This is a genomic window from Rathayibacter sp. AY1C6 (assembly GCF_002931535.1).
Lineage (GTDB): Bacteria > Actinomycetota > Actinomycetes > Actinomycetales > Microbacteriaceae > Rathayibacter.
Window position 1 is genome coordinate 73,630 of record NZ_PSWC01000001.1, and the last position, 26,772, is coordinate 100,401.

A 26,772-nucleotide genomic window follows, 5' to 3' on the forward strand; every position below is an offset into this window, starting at 1 on the left:
TCGTGCGCCTAGGAGGCGCGGCGTGCGCGGGCGGCGCGGCGCTTCAGGGCGCGACGCTCGTCCTCGCTGAGGCCGCCCCACACGCCCGAGTCCTGGCCGGTCTCGAGGGCGTACTGGAGGCAGACCTCGGTGACGGTGCAGCGTGCGCACACCGACTTCGCCTTCTCGATCTGGTCCACGGCCGGGCCGGTGTTGCCGACCGGGAAGAAAAGCTCGGGGTCTGCGGTGAGGCAAGCGGCCTTGTCGCGCCAGTCCATGCGGGTGCTCCTTGTGTGAAGGCGTGCGTGGAGGAACCACGCAGTGTTCGGGTGGGATGATCGATCCACGCCGACGATCCCGACCAGTACTCGACCTCCGCGCCCTCACCGGCGCACGCCACGAGGCCCCGTGCTGGAGCGCGGGGTGGATCGGGGTGGTGGACGGGAGAACGCTCGGTTCTTGCCGGTGCACTCGACGCGATGCGCGAGCACTGCGTCGGCCACCCGGCTCCAGTGCTGGTCATCCGGCTCGCCCCCGTGCCTGACGGCGCGGCGGGATCGGATGTTCACATCGGCGGAAACCCACGACCCTGTGAGCGGTGAAACGAACTGGACTAGCCTGTCACGGGGATGAGCCCGAATCAAGAGTCCTGGATGGGATGTGCCTGTGACCGCTGACGCGAACGGGTCCCGCGGACCCCGCCCGACCGCCTCCCGGCCGCTCGGTCTGATGGTGCTGATCGCGGTCCTGGCCCTCGAGACGCTCGCCGTCGCCGGGGTCGCGGCGTGGCTCGTGCTCGAGCTGCTGACGACCCGGGCCGACACGGTCGGCGGAGGCATCGCCATCGTCGTCCTCGCGCTGATCGCCGTGTGCTGGGCCGCCGCGACGACGCTCGGCGCCGTGCGACGGCGCGGCTGGATGCGCGCGTCGGCGCTGACGATCCAGCTGGTGATGATGGCCGTGGCGCTCGGCGCCTTCCAGGGCCAGTACGCCGTGCCCGACATCGGCTGGGCGCTGCTGGCGCCGGCCGTGGTGGCCGTCGTCGCGCTGTTCCTCCCGAGCGTGGTCGCCGCCACTCGTCGCGATCCGGCCATGTAGCCCGACGGCTGGCGCGCCGCCGCTCGCGGGTGCGACGCTGGAGGGACCCCCTCCTCGACACGGAAGCGACGCGCATGGACTCCACCCGACTCGGCTCCAGCGGCCTGCAGATCTCCTCGATCGTCCTCGGCTGCATGAGCTTCGGCGCTCCTGACCGCGGGGCCCACGGCTGGAGCATGGGCGAGGAGGAGTCGCGGACCTTCCTCCGGCGGGCGCTGGACCTGGGGATCACCACGTTCGACACGGCGGACGTCTACTCCGACGGCACGAGCGAGGAGTTCGTCGGCCGGGCGCTCGCGGACTTCGCGGTCCGCGAGGAGGTCGTGATCGCCACGAAGGTCCACGGGCGGATGCGCTCCGGCCCCAACGGCGGCGGCCTCTCGCGGCGGCACATCCTCAGCGCGATCGACGACAGCCTCCGGCGTCTCGGCACGGACTACGTCGACCTCTACCAGATCCACCGCTGGGACCCCGAGACGCCGATCGAGGAGACGATGGAGACGCTCCACGACGTCGTCCGCTCGGGCAGGGCGCGCTACATCGGCGCCTCGAGCATGTGGGCGTGGCAGTTCGCGAAGGCGCAGTACACCGCGGATCTGGGCGGCTGGACGCGGTTCGTCTCGATGCAGGACCAGTACAACCTGATCCAGCGCGAGGACGAGCGCGAGCTGCACCCCTTCTGCGTCGACCAGGGAGTCGGCGTGATCCCGTGGTCGCCGCTCGCCCGGGGCCGGCTCACCCGCGACTGGGACGAGACCACGGCGCGCACCGAGACCGACGTCTTCGGCGGCACCCTCTACCGCCAGCAGGAGGAGGCCGACCGGCGGACCGTCGCGACCGTCGCACGCATCGCCGAGCAGCGCGGCGTGCCCCGCGCGCAGGTGGCGCTCGCCTGGGTCCGGCAGCAGGAGGCGGTCACTGCTCCGATCGTCGGAGCCACGAAGCTCCACCACCTCGACGACGCGGTCGCGTCGCTGGACGTGGAGCTGACCGCCGACGAGCTGGAGGCGCTGGGCGCCGACTACGCACCGCGCGCCAACGAGGGGTTCTGATCCGGCCGATGCGCCACCGCTGATCCGCCCGAGCGGTCTCCGCTACGCTTCCTCTCGAAGATGACGGAAGCTCGGAGCGGGAGGCGGCATGGCGAGGAGTGCCGGGGATCCGCTGGGGGCGCGCTACCGCCTGCTCGAGCGGATCGGCTCGGGCGCCGCGGGCGAGGTGTGGCGCGTCGCCGACGCGCAGGGGCCGGACCGCGCGGCGAAGCTCCTCCGCGGTGAGCACGTGCACGACGCGGGCCTGGTCGAGCGCTTCGTCCGTGAGAGGTCGGTGCTCACCCGTCTGCGGCACCCGCACGTCGTGGAGGTGCTCGACCTCGTCGTGGAGGGGGAGACGCTCGGGATCGTGATGGAGCTCGTCGGCGGCGGATCGCTGCGGGAGCTGCTGCGGGACGAGGGCACCCTCCCGGCGGTCGATGCACTGCCCGTGGCGGCCTCGATCCTCGACGCGCTCGCCGCCGCGCACGCGATCGGCACGGTCCACCGGGACGTGAAGCCCGACAACGTCCTGCTCGCGGAGGGTGCGGACGATGCGGGCTCCGCCGTCCGCGTCTCCGACTTCGGCATCGCTCACGTGGTCGCCGAGGGGCCGCGCGCGACGACGGGTGTCATCGGGACGCCGGAGTACCTCTCGCCCGAGATGCTCGCCACCGGAGCGGCCGGCCCGCCGAGCGACGTCTACTCGACGGGGATCCTGCTCTACGAGCTGCTGTGCGGCCGGACCCCCTTCGCCGGTCCCGGCGCCGACGTCGCGGTCGCCTACCGGCACGTCGCGATGCTCCCGCCGCCGCTGGATCTGCCGCCGCGGCTCGCGTCGCTCCTGGACCGGATGCTCGCGAAGGATCCGGCGTCGCGGCCGACGGCTGCGGAGGCGGCGGGGATCCTGCGACGCCTCTCCCCGGCGCTGGCCGGGCTGCCGGCGCTGCCGCTCGCGGCGGGCGCTGCGGAGTTCGAGGAGGCCGAGCGCCCGGGCACGGTCCTCCGCGGGATGGCGGTGGAGATGTCGTCGGAGCCGGTGGAGGAGGGGCCCGCTCCCGAGCTCGGCCCGTCGTCGCAGGCGACCGTGCTCCGCCCGGTGCCGCGCCGCGAGCAGCGCCTGGTGGAACGGCCGTTCGAGGCTCCAGCTCGGCGGGGGCGCGGCGGACGTCTGCGGATGATCCTCGCCGCCCTCGGCGCCGGCATCCTGCTCATCGGGGCGGTGCTCCTCGCCGTCCAGCCGCGCGGCGGCGGAGCACCGGCCTCGGCACCGGATGCCGACCTGTCGGCCCGGCAGCAGGACCGGCCGCTGCCGACGGGTCTCGGAGTGACGCGATCGGCCACCTGGGACGCGGAGCGACGGGCCGTGGTCGTCGAGATCTCCTACTCCGCCCAGAGCGCGCCCCTCTCGGGGTCCTTCCTCGAGGTGCTGCCGGGCCCGGACGCCGCGGCGGCGTGCCCCGCGGCCAGCTGGTCCGGAGTGACGGCGGTGCGCAACCGGCCGAGCGTCACCGGAGTCGGAGTCGGCTGCGGTTGGAGCCTGACGGACCTGGACGTCCCGGCGCAGGGGATCGTCGACGTCACGGCGACCGTGCCGATCGCGGTGGCCGAGCAGAGCGCCCTGGACGGGTGGCTGGCGGCGGCAGCGTCTGCGACGGCACAGGCCGTGGCCGACCCTGCGGTCACCGGGACGGCGTATCCCGTGCAGCGGCTGCGGGATGTGCGGATCGAGACTCCCGCGCGGACGGTCGGCCGGACCCCGCTGCCGGTGACGCTGGTGCCGGTCTGGCCGAGCGGGGCCGACCCCGTGAACCCCCTGCTCGCGACGCCGTCGTCCGCGCCGGCGAGCAGCATGCTCGAGGCGATCGCGGGCGGAGTGGAGGGCGTTCGCTTCAGCGACGGCTGCAGCGGCGCGGTCGCCGTGTCGTCCGACGGGCTGACGGTGACCGCCCTCACGGTGACTCCGTCCTGCGAGCTGCGCGCCCGAGTGGGCGCGTTCTCGGACCTCTCGAGCAGTCCCTTCGCGATCACCACTCGCGAGTGAGTCGACCTCCCGCGCCAGTGTCGAGCCGTCGACGCCACGCGAGCCGTCTGTGCTGTCTTGCCTTCTACCATGACGAGACATCCTCATGAAACGACGGTGGAGTGGGGAGCGGGCGGGACGGTCCCGTCCGCAGGGGTAGAAAGGTGTGATCCATGTCACGTGTTCTCTCGACCGACGAGGCGAAGTCCGCGATCCAGCAGATCCAGTCGATCGTCAACGGCGGCCTCGCCGATCAGATCAGCCGGCTCGACGCACAGGGGCGGACACTGTCCGATCCGAACGTCTGGGACGGTCCGCTGGCCTCGCAGTTCCGCTCGTCGACCTGGCCGGAGACGAAGTCGGCCCTCGAGAAGGCCAAGCAGGAGCTCGAGGAGCTGCGCAGCCAGCTGGCGACGATCTCGCAGAACATCTTCGCCGCCGGCGGAGGGAGCTGACCGGCCGTCCCGCCCCTGCGTGCTCCGGCGAGCGGGGGCGGGACGTGCTCGTCGTCTCCGCGCTCCTTCCTCCGCGCTCCTCCATCGGTGCGTCTCGGGGTCGTCGGAGCGCTCTCGAGGAGGACGCGCCGATCGACTCGGTGGCGGAGGCGCGAGCACCCGCCCGAGGGCTGATCAGCCGCCGTCCGCCGGCGTCGGCGAGACCGACTGCACGAAGTGGATCTCGCCGTCGAGGCTGACGAAGCCGCGGCCCATCGTGGGCGGGACGGGGAAGCGCCGCGGGATCTGCGCGCCGAGGAGAGTGCCGTCGTTGTCGACGTCGGGCTGGAGCAGCAGCACGGAGCGGGAGGCCGCCGCCTTCTTCGTCCAGTTCCCGAAATGGCTGCGGAGCTCGCTCGACCGGCCGGCCAGCACGACGCAGAGTCCCGGGCGACCCGACGAGACCAGCCTCATCAGCGCCTGGTCGGTGTCGTCCCAGCGCTCGGCGTCGTCGAGGAGGAGCAGCACGGGGCCCTCCTCCGTCGACAGCGACGCGAGGAGGGTGCGGAGTTCCTCCGCGCCCACGGCGAGTCGGTCGAGGTCGGCGCCCCTCAGCGGGGAGCGTCGATCGCACACTCCCCAGACGGCGACCGAGCCGGCGGCCCGCGCCGCCTCGGCCAGGGCGAGCAGCACGGTCGACTTGCCCGATCGGGCGGGTCCGGCGATGACGACGTGCTCGCCCTCGAAGACCTGGAACGCCAGCGGGGCGAGGTCCGACTCGCCGAGGCCGATCGGGAGCAGCCACGGCTCGCGATCGAAGCGGGCCTCGATACCGAGCGCGCTCACGGCGACCCTGTCGGGAAGCGTGCCGACCGTGTTCGTCCTGCGGCGCGCATCCGGCCAGGCGGCCGCGAGCTCGGCGATCGCGTCGTCGAGACCGGCCCTCGGAGTCGCGACCTGCGTCTGCAGGAGCGACGAGGTGAGAACGCAGCGCCCCGGCACCGCTGCCGGCGCCTGCACCGGCTTCACCCCGGCGGCGGCGTAGTCCTGCGGGTCGGCGAGGCGGAACAGCCACTTCTGCGTCGTGACCTCCTCCATCACCGCGAGGACCGCCCTCGCCCGGGTGCTCGTCACCGCGAAGTGCAGGCCGAGCTCCGGTCCGTCGGCGTAGGCGCGGGTGAACGCCTCCATCAGAGCCAGGCCCTCCCAGTCCTGGAACTCGTCCTTCAGAGTGGCGAGACCGTCGACGAGCACCAGCGCACGACGGTGGCCCCCGGGCGATGCTCGGCGCCGGCGCACCTCGTCGCGCAGGTGACGGAGGAACCGGGTCTGCTTCTCGTGGGATCCGCCACCTGCGCCGACGTAGGAGACGGTGTGCGGGAGTCGCGCGAGCGGGGCGGAGTCGCGGGAACCGGCATCGAGGACGTAGAGGTCGAGCTCGTCCGGGGGGAAGTGGCGGGCGGCCGTGAGCGCGATCGACGCGAGCGCCGTGCTGGTGCCGCTGCCGGGGATGCCGATGAGGAGCAGGTTCCCCTCGCCCAGATCCCAGCCGGTCGGCGTCCGGCGCTGCCGGTCAGGGTCGTCCGAGAGTGCGACGTGCAGGACGTCGCCGACGACGCGACCGAGGTCGGACTCCTCCGCACCGAACCCGCTGAGGGCCACGGTGTCCTCGAGCGGCTCCGGCCAGATCGGGCGGGGAGGGCCGAAGCCCGAAGCGGCGTCCGCCTCGACCACCGCGTCGATCAGGAGGTCGAGATCGGTCGGGGCCGTCTCGTCGGCGGCGACCGGGGAGGGGCCCTCGACGGGGACGCCCGTGGGTCCGACCGGGCGGACCTCGATCGCCTCGACGGCCGACGCCTCCGCGCGACCGGTGACCAGCGCCGTCTGGACGGGCGAGATGTCGTTCTGGCCCCGCTTCACATACGCTCGGCCGGTCTGGGAGCGGGAGATCCCGGCCGCGCTCGCGACTCCGATCACGTCGGCGGAGTCGTCCCGGCTCTGCACCCGGAGGGCGACGCGGAGGTTGGTGTTGGCGAGGATGTCGTCGTTCACCACTCCGGCAGGACGCTGGGTGGCGAGGATCATGTGCACGCCGAGCGTCCTGCCGACCGCGGCGACGCTCACGAGGGACGTCAGGACGTCGGGATGCTCCTTCGCGAGAACGGCGAACTCGTCGACGACGAGCAGGAGCCGCGGCATCGGCTCCGGCGGCGAGGTGGCCCAGTACGCGTCGAGGTCGTCGACACCCTCGCCGGCGGCGGCGAAGAGCCGCTGACGACGCCGCATCTCGGCCTGGAGCGAGCGCAGCGCGCGGTCGGCGAGCTGGGCGTCGAGGTTGCTGATGGTGCCGATCGTGTGCGGGAGCCGCTCGCAGGACGCGAACGCTGCACCCCCCTTGAAGTCGATGAGCACGAAGGTGAGGCGCGTCGGATCGTTCCAGGCCGCGAGGCCGGCCACGAAGGAGCGCAGGAACTCGCTCTTGCCCGAGCCCGTGCTTCCGCCGACCAGGCCGTGCGGGCCGTCGGCGACGAGATCGAGCACGAGCGGACCGTGCTCGGACGAGCCGACGGGCGCGCGCACGCCCCGGGCGCTCGACCACCACCCCCGGACGTCCGCGGCGGTCGGACGATCGGCGCCCAGGAGCGGCGGCAGCCGCACGAGCGCGGAGAGGGCCGCCCCCGCGGTGACGAGCTCCGGGTCCTCGAAGCGCGCCAGGTCGCGCGCACAGCGCTCGGCCGTGGAGGAGGCGAGACCGGCGAGCACCACGTCCTCGACGGTGATCCGCTCGTCGGGCCGGGAGAGGAGCGCCGAGGCGTCCGCTCCGACCCGGACGACGACCGTGCAGAAGGCGGGGAGATGCTCCTCCGACGCCGCGAGGACGAGGCCGGAGATCCGGGTCGCCGCCTCGCGCTCGCCGCGGCCGAGTCCGAGGAGTTCGCGCGCCGGAGCGGCGCGTCCCTCGGTCAGCACGTCGGAGTCGAGCACCAGGAGCACGCGCGGCGAGTCCTCGTCGCGGAGGGCGCGGAGGAGCTCGGAGCTGCGGTCGCGCCGGTCGGAGAGGCGGCGTCCGCCCCCGGGCAGACGCGTGTGGGGGAGCCAGGAGGCCCAGCTCCAGTCGGAGTCGCGTCGCCGGTCGCAGAACACCCCTATCGCCAGGTCGGCCGGACCGCAGTGGACCGCCGCCTGGCAGAGCAGGCTCCTCGCCAGAGCGAGGCCGCCCTCGCGGTCGCCGACGATCCCGACGACGCCCGAGTCCGCGAGATCGATGGACACCGGCGCGCTCGGGACGACGCTCACCGCGAGGATCGCGCGCACCTCCTCCTCGAGCCGCGGCACTCCGCGCTGATCGAGCGGGGGAGACCACGGGACGTCGCCGACGCCGATGTGCAGGCGGAGCACATCGGCGGAGGTCGCGCGCCGCTGCCACAGCGACGTGGCGGGCAGCGCCGCCCGGCGGATCGTCGTCGCCGGGTCGGGCGCGTCCTCCTCGAGGCGGGCCCGTTCGACACGCGCGGAACGGGCGATGTCGTCGCGGAGCGTCTGCAGCGCCTCGCCGTAGCGCTGCTCCTCGGACCGGGTCGCTCGGGCGTGCCGGTGCCGCTGCTCGAACCACATGCCCACCCCGGCCACGGGGCTGAGCGCGGCGAAGAGGGCGTAGCGCGCATCGCCCATGATGAGGACCATCGCGAAGGCGAGGACGAGCGGCGCGGCGACGGTGATCACGCTGAAGGTCGTCGCGGAGGCGATCTCGAGGCGGGCCGGCGGGACGACCGCCTCGCCGGCCGCCGGACGTCCCGGTCGCGGCGGCCGGTTGAAGGGCACGGTCGCCGTCGCGGTGACGTTGTCCGTGCTCCCCGGCTCGGGCGCGAGGAGCTCGGGAGGCGCGGGGCGCAGGCGGAGAGCCGCCCCACCGGCGATCACGACCACGGCGTCGGAGACCAGGACCCCGTCCCCCGTCGCGGAGACGCCGTCGACCAGAGTGCCGTTGGTGCTGTCGGCGTCGCGCACCCGCAGGCCGTCGCCCTCGCGGGTCACCGAGAAGTGCTCCCAGGAGGCGCTCGCCGTGTCGAGGACGACGTCGGCGTGCGGGGAGCGGCCCACGATCAGCGCACGGCCCCGCGGGATCTCGACCACGGCTCCCGCGCCGAGACCGCCCGACAGCACGGCCGTCCACCCGCGGGCCGCGGCAGGTCGGGGCAGGGGGGAGCGGGCGATCCGCGTTCCCTCGAGCAGCAGCAGATCGGCCAGCCGGGTCTCCACAGGGTGCAGGGCGGTGTCGACGGCGAGGGCCGTCCCGGGCGGGAGGCGGTGCCCGGTGGCGGTGGCGATCAGCTCGCCGAGTGTCGCGGAGTCGCGGTGGCGGCCGAGGTCGATGTCGGAGCGGGTGCCGTCGAGGTCGAGGAGGAGTCGCACCGGGGGCTCACGGTCGGGGCTGTCCGGCGAACCAGAGCAGCGGCGGGTCGGCGGGCCGCAGGCCGAGGCGCTGCGGCGAGGAGTGGAGGGGGAGTGCCGGGGCGTCCAGAGCGTGCGCGGCGCCGAAGTCGAGCGGCGGACCGGCGAGCCCGTCCGCCGCTCCGATCGTGCATCCCCGGAGTGCGGCGGCGACCGCCGAGGGTGCCCTGCTGCCTGCGACGGCCGCGGCTCGCACGAGCGCCACGACGGCGTCGTGGCTGGGGGCGTCCGCGACCGCGGAGAGATCGCGGAACACGCGGTCGCCGAGGAGGGTCGCCCGCGCGGCATCGTCGGCGGTCATCCGTACGGCCCCCAGGAACGCGGAGGCCGCGCGTCCGCGCTCGTCGCCGCGGAGGGCGACCGCGTCGCCGGAATCCGTGCCGATCGTCGTCAGATCTCCCGAGAGGGTGCCTCCGGCCGCGGCCAGGGCGGGAGCGAAGGCGGGGCTCAGCGCGTCGGGCGTGAGCAGGATCGGGACGGACGCCCCCGCCGCCTGCAGAGCGGCGACCGCCGTCGCCTGCGCCGCGGCGGGGCCGGACACGACGACGCGCTCGACCGCCGGCTCGCCCTCGAGGTGCGGGCGGGCGGCGGTGATGATCACGTCCGCGGTGGCGCCGGGATCGGCGGTCACCGTCGCGGCGGGCGAGAGACCGGTCGGGGTGCCTCCACCGGTGTCGACGAGGAGTACCCGGGCGCCTCCGCCGGCCTCCTCCACGAGTGCCGCGTCGGCCGAGGCGGTGTCGGGTCCGAGGGACCAGACGCCGTCGCCGGGCAGGGCGGGGCCGCCTCCGTACGGGAGGACGGCCGCTGTCCCCGCGGCCCGAGCGGCGTCCACGGCCGCAGCGGTGTGGGTGCCGTGGGTCGCGAGGACGAGGCCGGACACGCCCTGCCCCGTCAGCTCCTCGACGGCGGCGCGGGCACCCTCGGGCGTCCCGTGGTCGTCGACGGCGACGAGACCGATCTCGCAGCCGCCCATCGCTGACCGGTGCGCGGCGACGACGGCGCCGTTCGCCGCGTCCTTCCATTCCGCGCCCTCGCCCGGAGCCGAGCTGAGCGAGACCACCACCCCGAGCGTCATCCGCTCGGGCACCCGGGCGCACGAGAAGCCGACAGGCAGAGCGGCGACCTCCGTCATCGGAGCCGACTGCGGGGGCAGGAAGGAGACGAGGGCACCGCTGACGCCGAGGAGGGCGACGGCGCCGCCGACCAGCATCGTGGTCCGTCGGGCGGTGCGGGGGTGCTGCGCCGCGCGCCTGCCCAGGCGGGTCATCGCTCGTCCCCGATCCGGAAGGAGTAGACCGTCCGGGTCCGCGTGCCCTCGGGCAGGTCGAGGTGGAACGCGGGAAGCGTATCCCCGGCCCGGAGGGAGGCCCGCTCCTGGGCCTGCGCCAGCAGGATGCCCGAGACGTCCTCGGACCGCACCGCGGCGTAGCCCCGTGCGCTCTGCGAGGCGAGGGCGAGCTGCACGTCGGCGGTGCCGACCTTCGCGGCACTCGTGGTCATCGATCCGAGCAGGCCGGAGCCGCCGACCGTCCGGTCGCCGAGGTCCAGGAGCACCTTGTGCAGATCGGCTGCGAGGAGCGCGGCGGCCGCGTCGGTGTCGCGGGTCGAGGCGTCGATCGTCGTCGCGATGCCGGCCAGGGAGGCGCGCGTCCGCTCAGAGACGGCCCCGCCGATCCGGGCCTCCGCGGTGCGGAGAGCCCGGTGCCCGGCGTCCACCGTCGCTGCACCGTCGGAGCGGATGCCGGAGGAGGCCGTGCGCAGGCTCGAGACCGACCGGTCGAACATCGCGACGACCGCGTCGGCGTCGGCGCCGGAGCGCGTCGAGATCCGCCGCACCTGCTCGTCGAGGAGTGCGGTGACCGCGGATGCGGCTGCCGTGTCCGCCTCGGCGAACGCATTCTGGATCGCCGGTGCGAGAGCGTCCTGCTGGGCGCCGAGAGCATCGATGCGGGTGCCGAGGGCGTCGCGCTGAGCGGTCAGCGCGTCGACGCCGGTGCGGAGGGAGGCGAGCAGGCCGGTGAGGCGTGCGTCGTCCGAGCCGGCCGTCGCGCCGGCCTCGGCCACGCCGCTGCGGACCGTGGCGAGCGCGGCGCGCAGGGCGGCGAGGTCGGCACTCGCGCCGGTGCTGCCGACGGTGGAGGCGACGGCGGTCCACGCGTGGACCTGGTCGCTCAGCCGGTCGGCCAGGGGGGCCGGATAGCCGTCGGGAGCGTCGAGGCGGCCCGTGCCGGAGCAGGGCGTCGCGGTCAGGTAGGCGCGGAGCTCCTCGACGGAGCCCCGGGTCACCTCCACGGGTGCACGCGTCGGGCGCCCGGTCGGCGTGGGTGCGGCAGCAGGGGACCGTGTCGCCGGCGACAGCTCGCAGAGCCGATCGGCCAGCTCCTGGTTCTGCGCCGACAGCGACCTTGTGCTGGTCGGCGTGCCGAGCTCTTCCAGGGCGGTCGTGGCGGCGGTGCCGACCGAGGCGACCGTCGTCTCCAGGCCCGCGGTGTCCGCGTCGAGCCCGTCCAGCGTCGCCGACAGGGCGGCGAGTGCCCGGGTGACGGATCCCTCCGGGTCGGCCAGGGTGTCCACCGAGGCCGACGCGGCGTCCACCCTGCTCGCGAGGGCGGCGAACCCGGCCTGCACGCCGTCCATCAGCTCCGGCTGCAGGGAGTCGACGAGGTCCTGCCCGCGATCGAGCATCCCGAGCAGCACGGTGTCGACGGCGGCTCCGGAGGCGGCGAGGGAGCAGGTGGTCGAGGGTGCCGTGCAGGTCTCGGCGGAGGGCTGTGCCGGCCCCGCGGCAGCACGGAGAGCCGCGACGACCTCGTCGCGGCAGGACTCGGCCGCCGTCCCGTACGCGTCGAGCTCGGCCGTGAGCCGCAGCAGCTCGGAGTGGATCGAGCCGGAGCGGCCGCCGTCGACGGCGACTCCGCATCCGCTGCCCGAGACCGTCGGCGGCGGCACCGCGGCCGATGTGTCGCCCAGCAGGGCGTCCACCGCGTCGATCGCCTCGGACAGCTGCGCCAGCAGGCCGGACTCGGTGCCCGAGACCGTCGACGACAGCTGCGCCCGGAGCGCGCCGAGCTGCCCGGAGAGCCTCTGCATCGAGGCCGCCGTCGAGGCGGCGCCGGCCCGCAGCTCCTCGGCCGTGCGGACACCGAGAGTCTCGGAGGTCGCGTCGAGCGAGGCCCGCACCTCGGCGACGGTGGTGCCGGCCTGCGTCAGCAGGTCGTCCACCGCGGTGACGACCTCGATCGTGCGGCGCTCGAGGGCGAGCGGCGAGGCGTCGGAGGAGTCGAACGCGGCGCCCAGCGCCCCCTCGGTGGTCGGGTCGGTGCTCAGGCCGGGCTGGACCGCCAGGTCGAAGGCGGGGACGGCGAAGTCGGCGACGTCGGCGACGAGGGTCAGCGTCGCCGTCGCGCCACCGCCCGGGGGAGCGAGGAGAGCGGCCCACTGCACGACGGCGTCTCCGTGCTCGTCACGGCTGAGCACGCCGTTGGTGACGGCACCCGACTCGCTCTCGGTGACGACGCGGCTCGGCGGGACGCCCGGCAGGACCGCGGAGGCTGCGATCGTCAGCGGAGCGCCGACGAGTGCACTGCGGCGGGCTGCACGACCGGCCGCGTCGAACGCGACCTCCTCGGGCCGGACCGTCAGGTTCTCCACCGCGAGCGAGATCTCGATCCGTCCGGAGCGCCCGGCGAGGTCGGCCGGATCGGTGCCCGAGGCGTCGGCGGCGCGCCACGAGGGCCGGACACGGACCGGCAGGTCGGCGGCGACCTCGGGGGGATCGTAGACGGTGGTGGTCGCCGAGGTGTCGGACGGGTCGTCGCCGACGGCGAGGGCCGTCCCCTCGATCGCACGGACACCCCCGTCGGACGAGACGGCGACGGACACCGCCTGCAGCACCCTGGCGGCGGTGAGCGCCGGCTCCGGTGGCGTGCAGCCCGCCAGTACAGCGGCCACGACCGCGATCGCCGCTGCGGCCGTCGTCCTGCGAGCATTCGAGCGCACCCTGACCACCCCTCGTCCCGACGGGGCACCGGGCGGTGCCGCTCACGTCGACATGAGAGATGCTCGCAGATGAGCGGAACCCCGAGAGCCGGTGGCGCACGATGACCTGCACCGCGCGCCCCGGGGTCAGACGAGCTTCAGCTTCTTGCGGAGCGCCTGCACGTGCCCGGTCGCCCGGACGCCGTACTGCGCGAACTCGAGCGCTCCCTCGGCTCCGACGACGAACGTCGAGCGCAGCACGCCGACGACGGTCTTGCCGTAGAGGCTCTTCTCGCCCCACACCGCGTACGCGCGGTGCACGGTCATGTCGGGGTCGCTCAGCAGCGGGTACGCGATGCCCTGGGCGTCGGCCCAGCGGCGCAGCGCCTCCGGGGCGTCCCGCGAGATCCCGAGGACCTCGTAGCCGGAGTCGCGGAGGGACGCCGCGTTGTCGCGGAAGTCGCAGGCCTCCGTGGTGCAGCCGGGGGTGTCGGCCTCGGGGTAGAAGAACAGGATGACGCGCCGTCCGCGGTAGTCCGCGAGCGAGACGGGCTCGCCGTCCTGGTTCGGCAGCGTGAACTCCGGAGCGGAGTCGCCGGCGGCGAGGCGCGCCTCGGCGGGGAGGGGGGAGAGGTCGGTCATCGTCTGCTTCCGTCGGTCGTAGCGAAGGTGGTCAGGAGGCGCTGGAGCGAGTCGAGGCGCTCCGGTCCGCTGGCGCCCAGCAGTCCGCCCTCGACCGCCTCGATGATGGCGCAGTCGGGGGAGTCGGGCAGGTGCGTGCAGCCGCGCGGGCAGTCCCGGGCGATCACGGCGAGTGTCGTGAACGCGCCGAGGATGTTGTCGGTGTTCACGTGGCCGAGTCCGAACGAGCGGACGCCGGGGGTGTCGATGACCCAGCCGTGCCGGTCGCCGCGCTCCACGCGGAGCGAGACGGTGGAGGACGAGGTGTGCCGACCGCGGCCCGTCACGGTGTTCACGCGCCCGATGGCCCGGTGCGCGTCCGGGACGAGCTTGTTCACGAGGGTGGACTTGCCGACTCCGGAGTGCCCGACGACCACGGTCTCGTGGCCGAGGAGGGCGTCGGCGATCTCGTCGACCGGCGGCTCGTCCTGGCTCGAGAGGAACACGCGGAGGTCGAGCCCCTCGAAGTTGCGGAGGAACGGGGCCGGGTCCGCGAGGTCGGTCTTGGTGATGCAGAGCATCGGAGTGATCCCGGCGTCGAAGGCGGCGACCAGGTAGCGGTCGACCAGCCGGGTCCGGGGCTCGGGGTCGGCGGCGGCCACCACGCAGAGCATCTGGTCGGCGTTGGCGACGATCACGCGCTCGATCGCGTCGGTGTCGTCGGCGCTGCGGCGGAGGAGGGTCGACCGCTCGCGGATGCGGACGATGCGGGCGAGCGTCCCCTCGTCGCCGCTGGAGTCCCCGACCACGTCGACGCGGTCGCCGGCCACGATCGCCTGGCGCCGCAGCTCGCGGGCCCGGGCCGCCGTGAACTCGTGCTCCTCGGGCGTCCCGTCGCCGATCATCACCGTGTAGCGACCCCGGTCGACGCCGAGCACCATCGCGATCTCTGCGTTCTCGTAGGCGGGCCTGTTCTTGGTCCGGGGCTTCGTGCCCTTCGGGTTCGGGCGCACCCGCGCGTCCGACTCGTCGTACCCGTCGAAGTCGTCGAGAGCACCGTCGGCGTCGAGGCCGCTGTCCGTCCACCACGACACGGGTCAGACCGATCCGGCGAGGGTCGTCCACAGCTCCGGGAACTGCGGGAGGGTCTTCGCTGTCGTGGCGACGTCCTCGATCACCACGCCGGGGACCACCAGGCCGATCAGAGCGCCGGCGTGGGCCATGCGGTGGTCGGAGTAGGTGCGCCAGCGGCCGCCGTGTAGCTCGGCGGGCTCGATGCGCAGACCGTCCTCGAGTTCCGTGACCCGGCCGCCGAGGCCGGTGATCTCGGCGGCGAGGGCGGCGAGGCGGTCCGTCTCGTGGTGGCGGATGTGGCCGATCCCGGTCAGGGTGCTGGGAGTGGAGGCCAGCGCGGCGAGGGCGGCGAGGGCGGGGGCGAGCTCGCCTCCCTCCGACAGGTCGAGGTCCACGCCCAGGATCTCGTCGCCGCCGGTGACCACGAGGTCCTCGCCGTCGCGCTCGACGCGGGCGCCGAACAGCGGCAGGATCCGCTCGAGGTGCGCCCCTACCTGCGTGGTGACGGCCGGCCAGTGGCGAAGCCGGACGCGGCCGCCCGTGACGAGGGCCGCAGCGAGGAACGGCGCGGCGTTCGAGAGGTCGGGCTCGATCAGCACGTCGGCGCCGGCGATGGGCTGCGGCGCGACGGTCCACTCGCCGTCGGCGGACGTGCCGACCTCGACGCCCCGTGCCGCCAGCGCGGCGACGGTCATGTCGATGTGGGGCCGGGAGGGGACGGCGCTGCCCTCGTGGCGCAGGTGCAGTCCCTCCTCGAAGCGGGCGCCGGCCAGCAGGAGCGCCGAGACGAACTGGCTCGACCGCGAGGCGTCGACGACGACGTCGCCGCCCCGGACGGCCCCGGACCCGTGGACGGTGAAGGGGAGCGCGCCGCGGCCGTCGTCGGCGACGTCGACGCCGAGCGCGCGGAGGGAGGCGATCGTCGCCCCCATCGGCCGCTTCGCGGCGTACGCGTCGCCGTCGAAGGTGGTGGGGCCGAGCGCGAGGCCGGCCAGCGGCGGGACGAAGCGCATCACGGTGCCCGCGAGCCCGCAGTCGATCGTCGTCGAGCCGAGCAGCTCCTCTGCGGGCTCCACGACCAGGTCGGCGCCGAAGCCGCCGGTCGAGCCGGACTCCCGGATCGTGGTGCCGAGCGAGCGCAGCGCCTCGATCATCAGGGCGCTGTCGCGGGAGTGCAGCGGCGCCCGCAGCGTGGAGGGCCCGTCGGCCAGAGCAGCGAGCACCAGCTCCCGGTTGGTCAGCGACTTGGAGCCGGGCAGGCCGACCTCGGCGTCGAGAGCGCCGGCCGCGAGGGGTGCGGGCCAGGCATCGTCGCCGGGGAGCGCACGGGCGTCGCCGTACGGATCGAACTCGGGAGCGGAATAACGCGAGAAGACCATCGGTTGTCAGGATAGTCGGCGCGCAGGGCGTCGTCAGGAGCGTGACGGAGGCGAGCATGACGGCAGCACCCCCGGTCCTCCGGAGCAGCAGGCCCGTCGCCCGGAGGCGCCCTCGTGCCGCAACCCCGGTCGTCCGCCGCGCCGCCGCTCTAGAATCGCTCGTGATGACTCGCGACGACGAACCCCGCACCACCCCCGCCGACGAGGCTCCCGAGCCCGCCGACGCGGAGCAGACGATCGTGGAGACCGTCGAGGAGTCGCTGGACGACGCCCCGGTCGAGGCTCCCGTCGATCTCCGCTCCCTCTTCGAGCAGCAGGCGCTGCCCTTCATCGACCAGCTCTACGCGGCCGGTCTGCGGATGACGAAGAACCCCTCCGACGCGCAGGACCTCGTGCAGGAGACGTTCGCCAAGGCCTTCGGCGCGTTCCGCCAGTTCGAGCAGGGCACCAACCTGAAGGCCTGGCTCTACCGCATCCTCACGAACACGTTCATCAACTCGTACCGCAAGAAGCAACGCGAGCCCTATCAGAGCGCGATCGACGAGCTCGAGGACTGGCAGCTGGGCGGCGCCGAGTCGACCACGGCCACTTCCAGCCGCTCGGCCGAGGCGGAGGCGATCGACCACCTCCCCGACACCGCGGTGAAGGAGGCGCTCCAGGCGATCCCGGAGGACTTCCGGCTCGCCGTCTACTTCGCCGATGTCGAAGGCTTCTCCTACCAGGAGATCGCGGACATCATGAAGACCCCCGTCGGGACCGTCATGAGCCGGCTGCACCGCGGCCGGCGCATGCTGCGCGAACGACTCACCGACTACGCACGCGAGCGCGGATTCCGCGCCGCATTCACTTCCGGGAGCACGAAATGACCGACAGCGGCTGCACGAAGGCGAAGGCCGAGCTCGAGGAGTACCTCCACAACGAGCTGTGCAAGGAGGACGCCGCCGACATCCGCGAGCACATGGCGGGATGCGTCGACTGCGCCGATGAGGCGAAGGTCGGCGTGGTGCTGACGGTCGCCGTGCAGCGGGCGTGCAAGGAGACGGCGCCGGAGGACCTCCGCGCCCAGGTGCTCGGCATGCTCCGCGACGAGCACGCCGCGCACTCGCAGGCGCCCGCCCGCCTCTAGGCGCCGCACGACCCGGGGAGCCCCGGCCGTTCGAGACCTCCCGCGCACCGCGGGCCCTCGAGGGGCCGGGGCTCCGTCGTGTCCGGCGGCCTCCGGTCGCCGCGGCCCCCGCACGTCGAGAGCGCTTCTGCCGGTCTCTGCGGGCCTGCGGTCAGGCACGGTCCGCCCGCAACGCGACGGGCCCGCCGGAACACGAGGTTCCGACGGGCCCGACCGCGTCGTGCGGACCGCGGATCAGCGGGTGAGCGCCCGCGACAGCAGGTCTGCCTGCTCGGAGGCGTGCCGCTTGGCCGAGCCGGCCGCGGGGGAGGCCGCGGACGGCCGCGAGACCACGCGCATGGACCGGCCCAGCTTCGGAGCGACCTCGAGGGCCATGAACGGCCAGGCGCCCTGGTTCTCGGGCTCGTCCTGCACCCAGACGAGCTCAGCGTCCGGGTACCGCTCGGCGATGCCGCGCAGCTCCTCGATCGGCGCCGGGTAGTACTGCTCGACCCGCACCAGCGCGATGCCGTCGTCGGGCTTCTTCTCGAGCTCCGCCTTGAGGTCGTAGTGGACCTTGCCGGCGTGGAGCAGGACGCGCTTCACGGCGGAGGCGTCCTGGATCCGCGCGTCGTCGATCACCGGCTGGAAGCGGCCCGAGGTGAAGTCCTCGACCGGGCTCGAGGCTCCGCGCAGCCGCAGCATCGCCTTCGGGGTGAAGACGATCAGCGGGCGGCGGGGCCGGGAGTAGGCCTGGCGGCGCAGCAGGTGGAAGTAGGACGCCGGCGTCGACGGGCGCGCGACGGTCATGTTCCGCTCCGCGCACATCTGCAGGTAGCGCTCGATCCGGGCCGACGAGTGGTCGGGGCCCTGGCCCTCGTAGCCGTGCGGGAGCAGGAGCACGAGCGACGAGCGCTGGCCCCACTTCTGCTCAGCCGAGGAGATGAACTCGTCGATCACGATCTGGGCGCCGTTCGCGAAGTCGCCGAACTGCGCCTCCCACAGCACGAGCGAGTCGGGCCGCTCCACCGAGTAGCCGTACTCGAACGCCATCGCCGCGTACTCCGAGAGCAGCGAGTCGTAGATCCAGAGCCGGGCCTGCTGCTCGGACAGGTTCATCAGCGGCAGCCATTCCTGGCCGTTCTCGCGGTCGTGGAGGACAGCGTGGCGCTGGACGAAGGTCCCGCGGCGCGTGTCCTGGCCGACGAGGCGCACCGGGGTGTCCTCGAGCAGCAGCGAGCCGAGCGCGAGCAGCTCGCCGAAGGCCCAGTCGATGGAGCCGGAGCGGCTCATCTCCTGGCGCTTCGCCAGCAGCTGCTGGAGCTTGGGGTGCACGGTGAAGCCCTCGGGCGGCGTCGTGAACGCGTCGCCGATGCGGGTGACGACCTCGGTCTTCACGCCGGTCACCTCGGGCTCGCCCGGGTAGTCCTCGCCCTGCTGCGCGTCGGGCAGCTCGAGGTCGGCCACGGAGTCGCCGTCGGCGGTGATCACGGGGATCGCGCCGGTCTGCGCGGCGTGGGTCTCGGCGAACGCGCGCTCCAGGCGGTCCTGGAAGTCCTGGTGGGCGCGGTCGTACTCCTCCTCGGTGATGTCGCCGCGGCCGACGAGCGCCTCGGTGTACAGCTTGCGGACCGAGCGCTTGGCCTCGATCAGGCTGTACATCAGCGGCTGGGTCATCGAGGGGTCGTCGCCCTCGTTGTGCCCGCGCCGGCGGTAGCAGATCAGGTCGATGACCACGTCGCGGTGGAACCGCTGGCGGTACTCGAACGCGAGCTGCCCGACATGGACGACCGCCTCGGGGTCGTCGCCGTTCACGTGGAAGATCGGCGCCTGAATCGTCTTCGCGCCGTCGGTCGAGTAGATCGAGGTGCGGGCCTCGTGAGGGGGAGTCGTGAACCCGACCTGGTTGTTGATGTTGATGTGGATCGTGCCGCCGGTGCGGTACGCGCGCAGCTGCGACATCTGCAGGGTCTCGACCACCACGCCCTGGCCCGCCATCGCGGCGTCGCCGTGCACGAGGATCGGCAGCGTGGTGAAGGTGCCGATCGGCTTGCGGTCCTGCTTGGCGCGGACGATGCCCTCGAGCACGCCGTTCACGGCCTCGAGGTGCGAGGGGTTCGCCGCCAGGTAGACCGGGATCTCCTCGCCCGCCGCGCCGCGGAAGGTGCCCTCGGTGCCGAGGTGGTACTTCACGTCTCCGGAGCCCTGGACCGTGCGCGGGTCCTGGGTGCCCTCGAACTCGCGGAAGATCTGGCCGTAGGTCTTGCCGGCGATGTTGGTCAGCACGTTCAGGCGGCCGCGGTGGGCCATGCCGATCGCGACCTCGTCGAGGTGCTCGTCGGCCGCGCCCTGCAGGACGGCGTCGAGCAGCGCGATGAGCGACTCCCCGCCCTCGAGCGAGAAGCGCTTCTGGCCCACGTACTTGGTCTGCAGGAAGGTCTCGAAGGCCTCGGCCTCGTTGAGCTTGCCCAGGATGCGCAGCTGCTCGTCGTGGCCCGGCTTCTCGTAGCCGCGCTCGAGCTTCTGCTGCATCCAGGCGCGCTGCTCCGGGTCCTGGATGTGCATGTACTCGACGCCGACGGTGCGGCAGTACGAGTCGCGGAGGATCCCGAGGATGTCGCGCAGCTTGAGCTGGCGCTTGCCGCCGAAGCCGTCCGTGACGAACTCGCGATCGAGGTCCCAGAAGGTGAGGCCGTGGCTCTCGATGGCGAGGTCGGGGTGCGAGCGCTGCACGTACTCCAGCGGGTCGACGTCGGCCATCAGATGCCCGCGGACGCGGAACGAGTTGATGAGCTCCTGCACGCGGGCGGTCTTGGAGACGCGCTCGGCGAGGTCGACGGCGATGTCCGTGGACCAGTGGATCGGGTCGTAGGGGATGCGCAGCGCGGCGAAGATGTCCTCGTAGAACCCGCGGCCGCCGAGCAGGAGCTCGTGCACGATCTTGAGGAACTCGCCCGAGCCGGCACCCTGGATGACGCGGTGGTCGTAGGTCGAGGTCAGGGTGATGGTCTTGCCGATGCCCAGCTCGACCAGCGTCTTCTCGGATGCGCCCTGGAACTCCGCGGGGTACTCGAGGGCGCCGGCGCCGATGATGCACCCCTGGCCCTTCATCAGGCGGGGGACGGAGTGGACCGTGCCGATGCCGCCGGGGTTCGTCAGCGAGAGCGTGGTGCCCGCGAAGTCGCCGGCGACGAGCTTGTTGCCGCGCGCGCGCTTGACCAGGTCCTCGTAGGCCGAGAGGTAGGCCGTGAAGCTCAGCGTGTCGGCGCGCTTGATGCTCGGCACGAGCAGGGCGCGCGTGCCGTCGGGCTTGGGCATGTCGATCGCGATGCCGAGGTTGACGTGCGCCGGGGCGACGACCGCGGGCTTGCCGTCGACCTCGTCGTAGAACACGTTCTGGCTCGGGAAGTCCTTGAGCGCGCGGATGAGCGCCCAGCCGATCAGGTGCGTGAACGAGACCTTGCCGCCGCGGGTGCGGCGCAGGTGGTTGTTGATGACGATGCGGTTGTCGATCATCAGCTTCGCCGGGATCGTGCGGACGCTCGTCGCGGTGGGGATGCTGAGGCTGGCGTCCATGTTGGTCGCGAGGCTCTTCGCCATGCCGCGGAGCGGGGTGACGACGTCCTCGTCCGGCGTCGAGTCCTCGGCGGAGGGCTTGCTCACCGGAGCGTCGGCCGGGATCGGCTGCGCCTTCGGCTGCTTCGACGTGGTGCGGGAGGCGGGGGTCGACTCGGAGGAGGAGGCCGCGGCGGGATGGGTCACGGCGCCTCCGCCGCTCGACGAGACGCGCTCGGCGGCAGCGGCGGGCTTCGAGGCGGCGGGCGCGGGGGCCGCGGCGGGAGCCGGAGCCGGAGCGTCCTTGCCGGAGTTCGCGAGCTGGGCGCCGTAGCGCTCCAGGATGGGCCACCAGGACTCGTCCACCGAGGCGCGGTCGGCGCTGTACTGCTCGTACAGCTCCTCCACGAGCCACTCGTTGGCTCCGAAGTCCTCCGCGCCCTGCTCTGTTCCTGCTCCGGTCAACTGGCTCGACACAGCCGATCGCCCACTCTCTCCGTTGATTCGTCCTCGATCATCCGGACGGGCCCGTCGCATCCCTCGGCGCCTGCCACCGCGGCGGAGGAGGTCGTCCTCGCACCAGCGGGAACCGGTGCCGTCGCCTGGTCCCGTCCCGGTCGCCCAGCCTAGCCCCGTTCCCTGCACGGCCGACCCGGGGCCGCGCCGGAGTAGCGTTTCCGCCATGCGTTTCTCCGGCGGAACACCCTCAGGCGACCTCACCTACTCGGACGTCTTCCTCGTCCCCGGCCGCTCGTCGGTGACGAGCCGCCTCGACGTCTCGCTCGCCCCGGGCGACGGCACCGGGGCGACGATCCCCGTCGTCTCCTCCAACATGAACTCGGTCACCGGTCAGCGCCTCGCAGCGACGCTCGCGCGCCGGGGCGGGCTCGGCGTCCTCCCGCAGGACATGCCTCTGCAGGCGCTGGACGCCGCGATCCGCTGGGTGAAGCGCCAGCCGGTCGCCTTCTCCGGCGCCCTCACCGCCTCGCCGGCGACGACCGTGGAGGAGGCGCTGCGCATCCTGCCGGCCGTCGCCGGCCACGGCTTCGTGGTGCAGGAGGAGGGCGGCGCGATCCTCGGCTGCGTCCCGGCCGCGCGCCTGGCGACCGCGCTGCCGGACGCGCGTCTAGGCGACCTGGTGCACTCCGCCACGCCTTCGATCGACGCCGACGACGTGCCCACCGCGCGGGCCGCCTTCGACCTCATGGTGGCCGCCGACCTCGACTTCGCCCCGGTGCTGCACCACGGCGCCCTGGTCGGCACGCTGTCGCGCACCGGCGCCCTCCGCTCCACGGTCTACGACCCGGCGCTCGACGCGGACGGGCGTCTGCGCGTCGCGGCGGCGATCGGCATCAACGGCGACGTCGAGGCGAAGGCGCGCGCGCTCGTCTCCGCGGGCGTCGACGTCCTCGTCCTCGACACCGCGCACGGCCACCAGGAGGGGATGCTCCGGGCGCTCCGGACGGTCTCCGCGCTCGATCTCGGAGTGCCGATCGCGGCGGGCAACGTCGTCACGGCCGACGCGGTGCACGACCTCGTCGACGCGGGAGCGGACATCCTCAAGGTCGGCGTCGGCCCCGGCGCGATGTGCACCACCCGGATGATGACCGCGGTCGGCCGCCCGCAGTTCTCGGCCGTCCTCGAGACGGCCGAGCGCGCGCACGAGCTGGGCGCTCACGTCTGGGCGGACGGCGGGGTGCGCTACCCGCGCGACGTCGCCCTCGCGCTGGCCGCGGGCGCCGCCTCCGTGATGATCGGCTCCTGGTTCGCCGGCACGATCGAGGCGCCGGGGGAGCTGCGCAGCGACGCGGCCGGCCGGGTCTACAAGGAGAGCTGGGGCATGGCCTCGGCCAAGGCGGTGCAGGAGCGCTTCGACCGCCTCGACGCGTACGAGCTCGCCCGCAAGCGCCTCTTCGCCGAGGGCATCTCCTCCTCCACCATCTACCTCGACCCGTTGCGGCCCTCGGTCGAGGACCTGCTCGACATGATCACCTCGGGGGTCCGCTCGTCCTTCACCTACGCCGGCGCCCGGAGCGTGGCCGACTTCCACGAGCGGGCGCACGTGGGCCTGCAGTCGGCCGCGGGCTACGAGGAGGGCAAGGCGCTGCCGGTCAGCTGGTGAGCGGGCGCCGCGTGCTAGAACCGAGCCCATGACCATCGTCGACAACGCCGTGTACGTCGACGGCCGCCGCATCCGGAACCCCGACTCGCTCGAGGACACCTTCGAGCTGATGCGCGACGAGCACGGCATGGCCTGGATCGGCCTCTACCGCCCGACGCGCGAGGAGGTCGAGGCGGTCGCCGAGGAGTTCGGGCTGCACCCGCTCGCCGTCGAGGACGCGCTGAGCGGGCACCAGCGGGCCAAGCTCGAGCGCTACGACGACGGGCTCTTCGTCGTGCTGCGGCCGGCGCGCTACGCGGACGCCGCCGAGACGGTCGTCTTCGGCGAGCTGCACGTCTTCGTCGGCCCCGACTTCGTGGTCACCATCCGGCACGCCGACTCCCCGGACCTCGCCCGCGTGCGCCGCCGTCTGGAGGAGGATCCGGCCCTCCTCGCCCGCGGGCCCGAAGCGGTGCTCTACGCGATCCTCGACCAGGTCGTCGACGAGTACGCGCCGGTGGTGTTCGGCGTCCAGGGCGACGTGGACGAGATCGAGGACCAGCTCTTCGGCGACGACTCCGACGACGGGCTCTCCGAGCGCATCTACCGGCTCTCGCGCGAGGTCATCCACTTCCAGCGCTCGGTGCAGCCGCTGACCGCCCTGCTGCACGAGCTGCTGCAGGAGTCGACGCCCGTGGAGGGGGAGCCCTCGCCCTCGCCGGAGCGGATCGAGCTGCGCCGCTCCCTCCGCGACGTGCTCGACCACACCATCCGCGTGACGGAGGCGGTCGACTCCCTGCGCGCGATCCTCGACAAGGCGCTCACGGTGCACTCGACGCTCGTCTCGCGCCGGCAGACCGAGACCGGGCTCGCCCAGAACGACGTGGTCCGCAAGATCTCCTCGTGGGCGGCGATCCTCTTCGCCCCGACGCTCGTGGCCGGCATCTACGGGATGAACTTCGACGACATGCCGGAGCTGCACTGGCGCCTCGGCTACCCCTGGGCGCTGGGCCTGATGGTGCTGTTCGGCTTCGCGCTCTACGCGGTGTTCAAGCGGAAGAAGTGGCTCTGAGCCGCGGCATCGGAGCACGCCCGGCGGCGCTCCACGGCGGGTAGACTCGGCGCCACAATGGACGACCCTCCCTCTGCGCATCCGGCCTGTTCCGCTCGCCGCCGTGCTCCTCGGACTCCCGCTCGACTCTCCGGTGCCGCCGCTCCGCCGGCCCGCACTGTCCGGCTCTCCTCGCACCACCCTCTCGTGACCGGGGGCGACCACCGTGGGAACTGAGTGGCTCCTCCTCGGCGTCGGCCTGCTGCTGACCCTGGGCACCGGCGTCTTCGTCGCCAGCGAGTTCGCGCTGGTGAACCTCGACCGGGCCGACCTCGAGGCCCGTCGCGACCGCGGCGAGACGCGCCTGGGGATGACCATCGCGGCCCTGCGCGTCACCTCCACGCACCTCTCGAGCGCGCAGCTGGGCATCACGCTCACGACGCTGCTCACCGGCTACACGATGGAGCCTGCCCTCTCGACGCTGCTCCAGGAGCCGTTCAGCGGACTCGGCATCCCGGAGGAGGCGCTCGCGCCGGTCATGACGGTGGTCGCCATCGTCATCGCGACCCTGCTGTCGATGATCCTCGGCGAGCTGGTTCCCAAGAACTTCGCCCTCGCCCTGCCGCGGGCGACCGCGAAGCTCGTCGTGCCGCTGCAGACCGCGTTCACGACGGTGTTCCGCCCGGCCGTCGCCCTGCTGAACGGCAGCGCGAACGCCCTGCTGCGCCTGGTCGGCATCGAGCCGAAGGAGGAGCTCTCGGGCGCCCGCAGCGCCGAGGAGCTCTCGAGCCTCGTACGCCACTCCGCCAGTGCCGGACTGCTCGAGGAGGACACGGCCGACCTGCTCGGGCGCACCCTCCGCTTCTCCGCCCTCACCGCGGGCGACGTGATGACGCCGCGCCTGCGCCTGTCGACGGTCGAGCGCGCGAGCACCGCGCAGGACGTGCTCGACCTCGCCCGCACCACCGGGTTCTCGCGCTTCCCGATCACGGACGACGACATCGACGACATCGTCGGAGTCGTGCACGTCAAGCAGGCCGTCGCCGTGCCCCGCGGCAAGAGGTCCGACGTGCCGGTCACGGCGCTGCGCTCCGAGCCGCTCCGCGTCCCCGAGACCATGAAGCTCGACGTGCTGCTCACCGAGCTGCGCGGACGCGGCTTCCAGCTCGCGGTCGTCGTCGACGAGTACGGCGGGACGGCGGGCGTCGCCACGCTCGAGGACCTGGTCGAGGAGCTGGTCGGCGAGGTCGCCGACGAGCACGACCGCTCCCGGGCCGACGTGGTCAAGCTCCCCGGCTCCACCACCTTCCCCGGCATGCTCCGCCCCGACGAGGTCCTCGACCGCGCCGGCGTGCACATCCCCGAGGAGGGGCCCTACGAGACGGTCGCCGGATTCGTGATGAGCGAGCTCGGCCGCCTCCCCGCCGTCGGCGACCGGGTCGACGTCGAGGGCGGCTCGCTGCGCGTCGAGCGCCTGGACGGCCGCCGCATCGACCGCCTCCGCTTCACGCCCGACCCCGACGCGGATCCCGACGGGATCCCCGATCCGCTCGCCGACGTCGCCCGCGGACACCGCGGACGGAAGGAGTCCGACGATGAGTGACTGGGCCGGAATCGCCTGGCTCGTGGTGCTCCTCGCCGCGAACGCCTTCTTCGTCGGAGCGGAGTTCGCGGTCATCTCCGCGCGCCGCTCCCAGATCGAGCCCCTCGCGGAGAGCGGACGCCGCAGCGCGATCACCGCGCTCGCCGCGATGGAGCACGCCACACTGATGCTCGCGACCACGCAGCTGGGCATCACCGTCTGCTCGCTGCTGATCCTCAACGTGAGCGAGCCGGCGATCCACCACCTGCTCGAGGTGCCGCTCCACGCCGTCGGCATCCCCGACGAGCTCTCCGGCACCGTCGCCTTCGTCATCACGCTGCTGATCGTGTCGTTCCTGCACGTGGTGCTCGGCGAGATGGTCCCCAAGAACATCTCGTTCTCGATGCCCGACCGCGCCGTGCTCCTCCTGGCGCCGCCGCTCGTCGCCATCGCCCGGGTCCTCCGCCCGATCATCGTCGCCCTCAACGCGGTCTCGAACGGAGTGCTCCGCCTCTTCAAGGTGGAGCCCAAGGACGAGGCGAACAGCACCTTCACGCTCGAGGAGGTGCAGACGATCGTCGACCAGTCCACCCGCGAGGGCACGCTCCGCGACTCGACCGGGACCCTCCTCGCCGCGTTCGAGTTCACCGAGAAGAAGGTCCACGACGTCGCCCTGCCCCTCGACGGGATCGTCAGCCTCCCCAGCGGAGCGACCCCCGCCGACGTCGAGCGCGCCGTCGCCAAGCACGGCTTCTCGCGCTACGTGATCCTCGGCGAGGACGGCACCCCCGAGGGCTACATCCACCTCAAGGACGTCCTCGACCTCGACGGCGACACGGAGGGCGCCAAGTTCCGCCTCCCCGTCCCCGCCAAGCGCATCCGCCAGCTCGCCTCGATCTTCGAGGCCACCGACCTCGAGGACGCCCTCGCGATCATGCGGCGCACCGGCGCCCACCTCGCCCGGGCGTTCGACGAGCAGGGCCGCGCCACCGGAGTGCTGTTCCTCGAGGACATCATCGAGGAGCTCGTCGGCGAAGTCGACGACGCCACCCGCCGCTAGGCGCGGGCCGCGGAGGGGCCGTCTGCGGCGTTGTCGTCGGGCGCGATACCGCCGGTATCGCTTCCTCCTCCGCCTTGCATCCGACCTCCGCGGCCCGCGCCCGCGGGTGCTGGAGGCGGCGTTGTCGTCGGGCGCGATACCGCCGGTATCGCTTCCTCCTCCGCCTTGCATCCGACCCCTCCGCGGCCCGCGCCCGCGGGTGCTGGAGGGGGCGTTCGCGGCGTTGTCGTCGGGCGCGGTACCGCC

Annotated in this window: 18 protein-coding genes; 10 read left to right on the plus strand and 8 right to left on the minus strand. The window is 73.3% G+C overall.

Annotation, left to right across the window (positions count from 1 at the left end):
• Positions 1 to 8: 8 nt before the first annotated feature.
• Positions 9 to 257 (minus strand): WhiB family transcriptional regulator, encoded by a 249-nt coding sequence (locus C5D36_RS00315; RefSeq protein ID WP_055788231.1) that lies wholly within the window; start codon positions 255 to 257, stop codon positions 9 to 11.
• A 388-nt stretch (positions 258 to 645) separates the two neighbouring features.
• Between C5D36_RS00315 and C5D36_RS00320 the strand changes: the two genes are divergently transcribed.
• The 4 genes from C5D36_RS00320 to C5D36_RS00335 all read left to right on the plus strand — a co-directional run bounded on the left by C5D36_RS00320 (position 646) and on the right by C5D36_RS00335 (position 4,586).
• Positions 646 to 1,077 (plus strand): hypothetical protein, encoded by a 432-nt coding sequence (locus C5D36_RS00320; RefSeq protein ID WP_104294950.1) that lies wholly within the window; start codon positions 646 to 648, stop codon positions 1,075 to 1,077.
• Between the two features lie 74 nt (positions 1,078 to 1,151).
• Entirely contained in the window at positions 1,152 to 2,129 is a 978-nt protein-coding gene (locus C5D36_RS00325; RefSeq protein ID WP_104283369.1) for an aldo/keto reductase, read from the plus strand.
• 88 nt (positions 2,130 to 2,217) lie between these two features.
• Positions 2,218 to 4,152, plus strand: coding sequence for a serine/threonine-protein kinase (locus tag C5D36_RS00330; RefSeq protein WP_104294951.1), 1,935 nt, complete (start codon positions 2,218 to 2,220; stop codon positions 4,150 to 4,152).
• Positions 4,153 to 4,304: 152 nt separating this feature from the next.
• On the plus strand, positions 4,305 to 4,586 hold the full coding sequence (locus C5D36_RS00335; protein ID WP_104224124.1) for a pyrophosphorylase: 282 nt from the start codon (positions 4,305 to 4,307) through the stop codon (positions 4,584 to 4,586).
• 174 nt (positions 4,587 to 4,760) lie between these two features.
• Here the strand turns inward: C5D36_RS00335 and C5D36_RS00340 are convergent, their stop codons facing one another.
• From C5D36_RS00340 to aroA, 6 genes are all read right to left on the minus strand, one after another.
• Positions 4,761 to 8,978 carry an FtsK/SpoIIIE domain-containing protein gene (locus tag C5D36_RS00340; RefSeq protein ID WP_104294952.1) on the minus strand — a complete coding sequence of 1,406 codons (4,218 nt, stop codon included), beginning with the start codon at positions 8,976 to 8,978 and terminating at the stop codon, positions 4,761 to 4,763.
• Between the two features lie 7 nt (positions 8,979 to 8,985).
• Positions 8,986 to 10,287, minus strand: a complete 1,302-nt coding sequence (locus tag C5D36_RS00345) for an ABC transporter substrate-binding protein (protein ID WP_104294953.1) — start codon at positions 10,285 to 10,287, stop codon at positions 8,986 to 8,988.
• Positions 10,284 to 13,019 carry a hypothetical protein gene (locus tag C5D36_RS00350; protein WP_146083674.1) on the minus strand — a complete coding sequence of 912 codons (2,736 nt, stop codon included), beginning with the start codon at positions 13,017 to 13,019 and terminating at the stop codon, positions 10,284 to 10,286. Before C5D36_RS00350 ends, C5D36_RS00345 begins: the two co-directional genes overlap by 4 nt.
• Positions 13,020 to 13,145: 126 nt before the next feature.
• On the minus strand, positions 13,146 to 13,640 hold the full coding sequence (gene bcp, locus C5D36_RS00355; RefSeq protein ID WP_104232788.1) for a thioredoxin-dependent thiol peroxidase: 495 nt from the start codon (positions 13,638 to 13,640) through the stop codon (positions 13,146 to 13,148).
• Positions 13,637 to 14,713: a ribosome small subunit-dependent GTPase A gene (rsgA, locus tag C5D36_RS00360; RefSeq protein WP_104294955.1), complete on the minus strand. Its 1,077-nt coding sequence runs from the start codon at positions 14,711 to 14,713 to the stop codon at positions 13,637 to 13,639. The genes bcp and rsgA overlap by 4 nt, the downstream gene beginning before the upstream one ends.
• A 3-nt stretch (positions 14,714 to 14,716) precedes the next feature.
• On the minus strand, positions 14,717 to 16,072 hold the full coding sequence (gene aroA / locus C5D36_RS00365) for a 3-phosphoshikimate 1-carboxyvinyltransferase (RefSeq protein WP_104294956.1): 1,356 nt from the start codon (positions 16,070 to 16,072) through the stop codon (positions 14,717 to 14,719).
• A gap of 164 nt (positions 16,073 to 16,236) precedes the next feature.
• On the opposite strand from aroA, the gene C5D36_RS00370 reads away from it, so the two are divergent.
• Complete coding sequence (locus C5D36_RS00370) at positions 16,237 to 16,938, plus strand: sigma-70 family RNA polymerase sigma factor (protein WP_104224117.1); 702 nt, start codon at positions 16,237 to 16,239, stop codon at positions 16,936 to 16,938.
• Complete coding sequence (locus C5D36_RS00375) at positions 16,935 to 17,198, plus strand: zf-HC2 domain-containing protein (RefSeq protein WP_104224116.1); 264 nt, start codon at positions 16,935 to 16,937, stop codon at positions 17,196 to 17,198. The genes C5D36_RS00370 and C5D36_RS00375 overlap by 4 nt, the downstream gene beginning before the upstream one ends.
• Positions 17,199 to 17,432: 234 nt before the next feature.
• On the opposite strand, the gene C5D36_RS00380 is transcribed toward C5D36_RS00375, so the two are convergent.
• Positions 17,433 to 21,209 (minus strand): multifunctional oxoglutarate decarboxylase/oxoglutarate dehydrogenase thiamine pyrophosphate-binding subunit/dihydrolipoyllysine-residue succinyltransferase subunit, encoded by a 3,777-nt coding sequence (locus C5D36_RS00380; RefSeq protein WP_181068290.1) that lies wholly within the window; start codon positions 21,207 to 21,209, stop codon positions 17,433 to 17,435.
• A 205-nt stretch (positions 21,210 to 21,414) separates the two neighbouring features.
• On the opposite strand from C5D36_RS00380, the gene C5D36_RS00385 reads away from it, so the two are divergent.
• The 4 genes from C5D36_RS00385 to C5D36_RS00400 all read left to right on the plus strand — a co-directional run bounded on the left by C5D36_RS00385 (position 21,415) and on the right by C5D36_RS00400 (position 26,526).
• Complete coding sequence (locus C5D36_RS00385; RefSeq protein WP_104246650.1) at positions 21,415 to 22,854, plus strand: GuaB1 family IMP dehydrogenase-related protein; 1,440 nt, start codon at positions 21,415 to 21,417, stop codon at positions 22,852 to 22,854.
• Between the two features lie 28 nt (positions 22,855 to 22,882).
• The gene (corA, locus tag C5D36_RS00390) at positions 22,883 to 23,905 is read left to right on the plus strand and encodes a magnesium/cobalt transporter CorA (protein ID WP_104224113.1); all 1,023 of its coding nucleotides are present in this window, start codon (positions 22,883 to 22,885) and stop codon (positions 23,903 to 23,905) included.
• A 205-nt stretch (positions 23,906 to 24,110) separates the two neighbouring features.
• Positions 24,111 to 25,487 (plus strand): hemolysin family protein, encoded by a 1,377-nt coding sequence (locus tag C5D36_RS00395; RefSeq protein WP_104225499.1) that lies wholly within the window; start codon positions 24,111 to 24,113, stop codon positions 25,485 to 25,487.
• Positions 25,480 to 26,526 carry a hemolysin family protein gene (locus C5D36_RS00400; protein WP_104224111.1) on the plus strand — a complete coding sequence of 349 codons (1,047 nt, stop codon included), beginning with the start codon at positions 25,480 to 25,482 and terminating at the stop codon, positions 26,524 to 26,526. Before C5D36_RS00395 ends, C5D36_RS00400 begins: the two co-directional genes overlap by 8 nt.
• Positions 26,527 to 26,772: the final 246 nt, after the last annotated feature.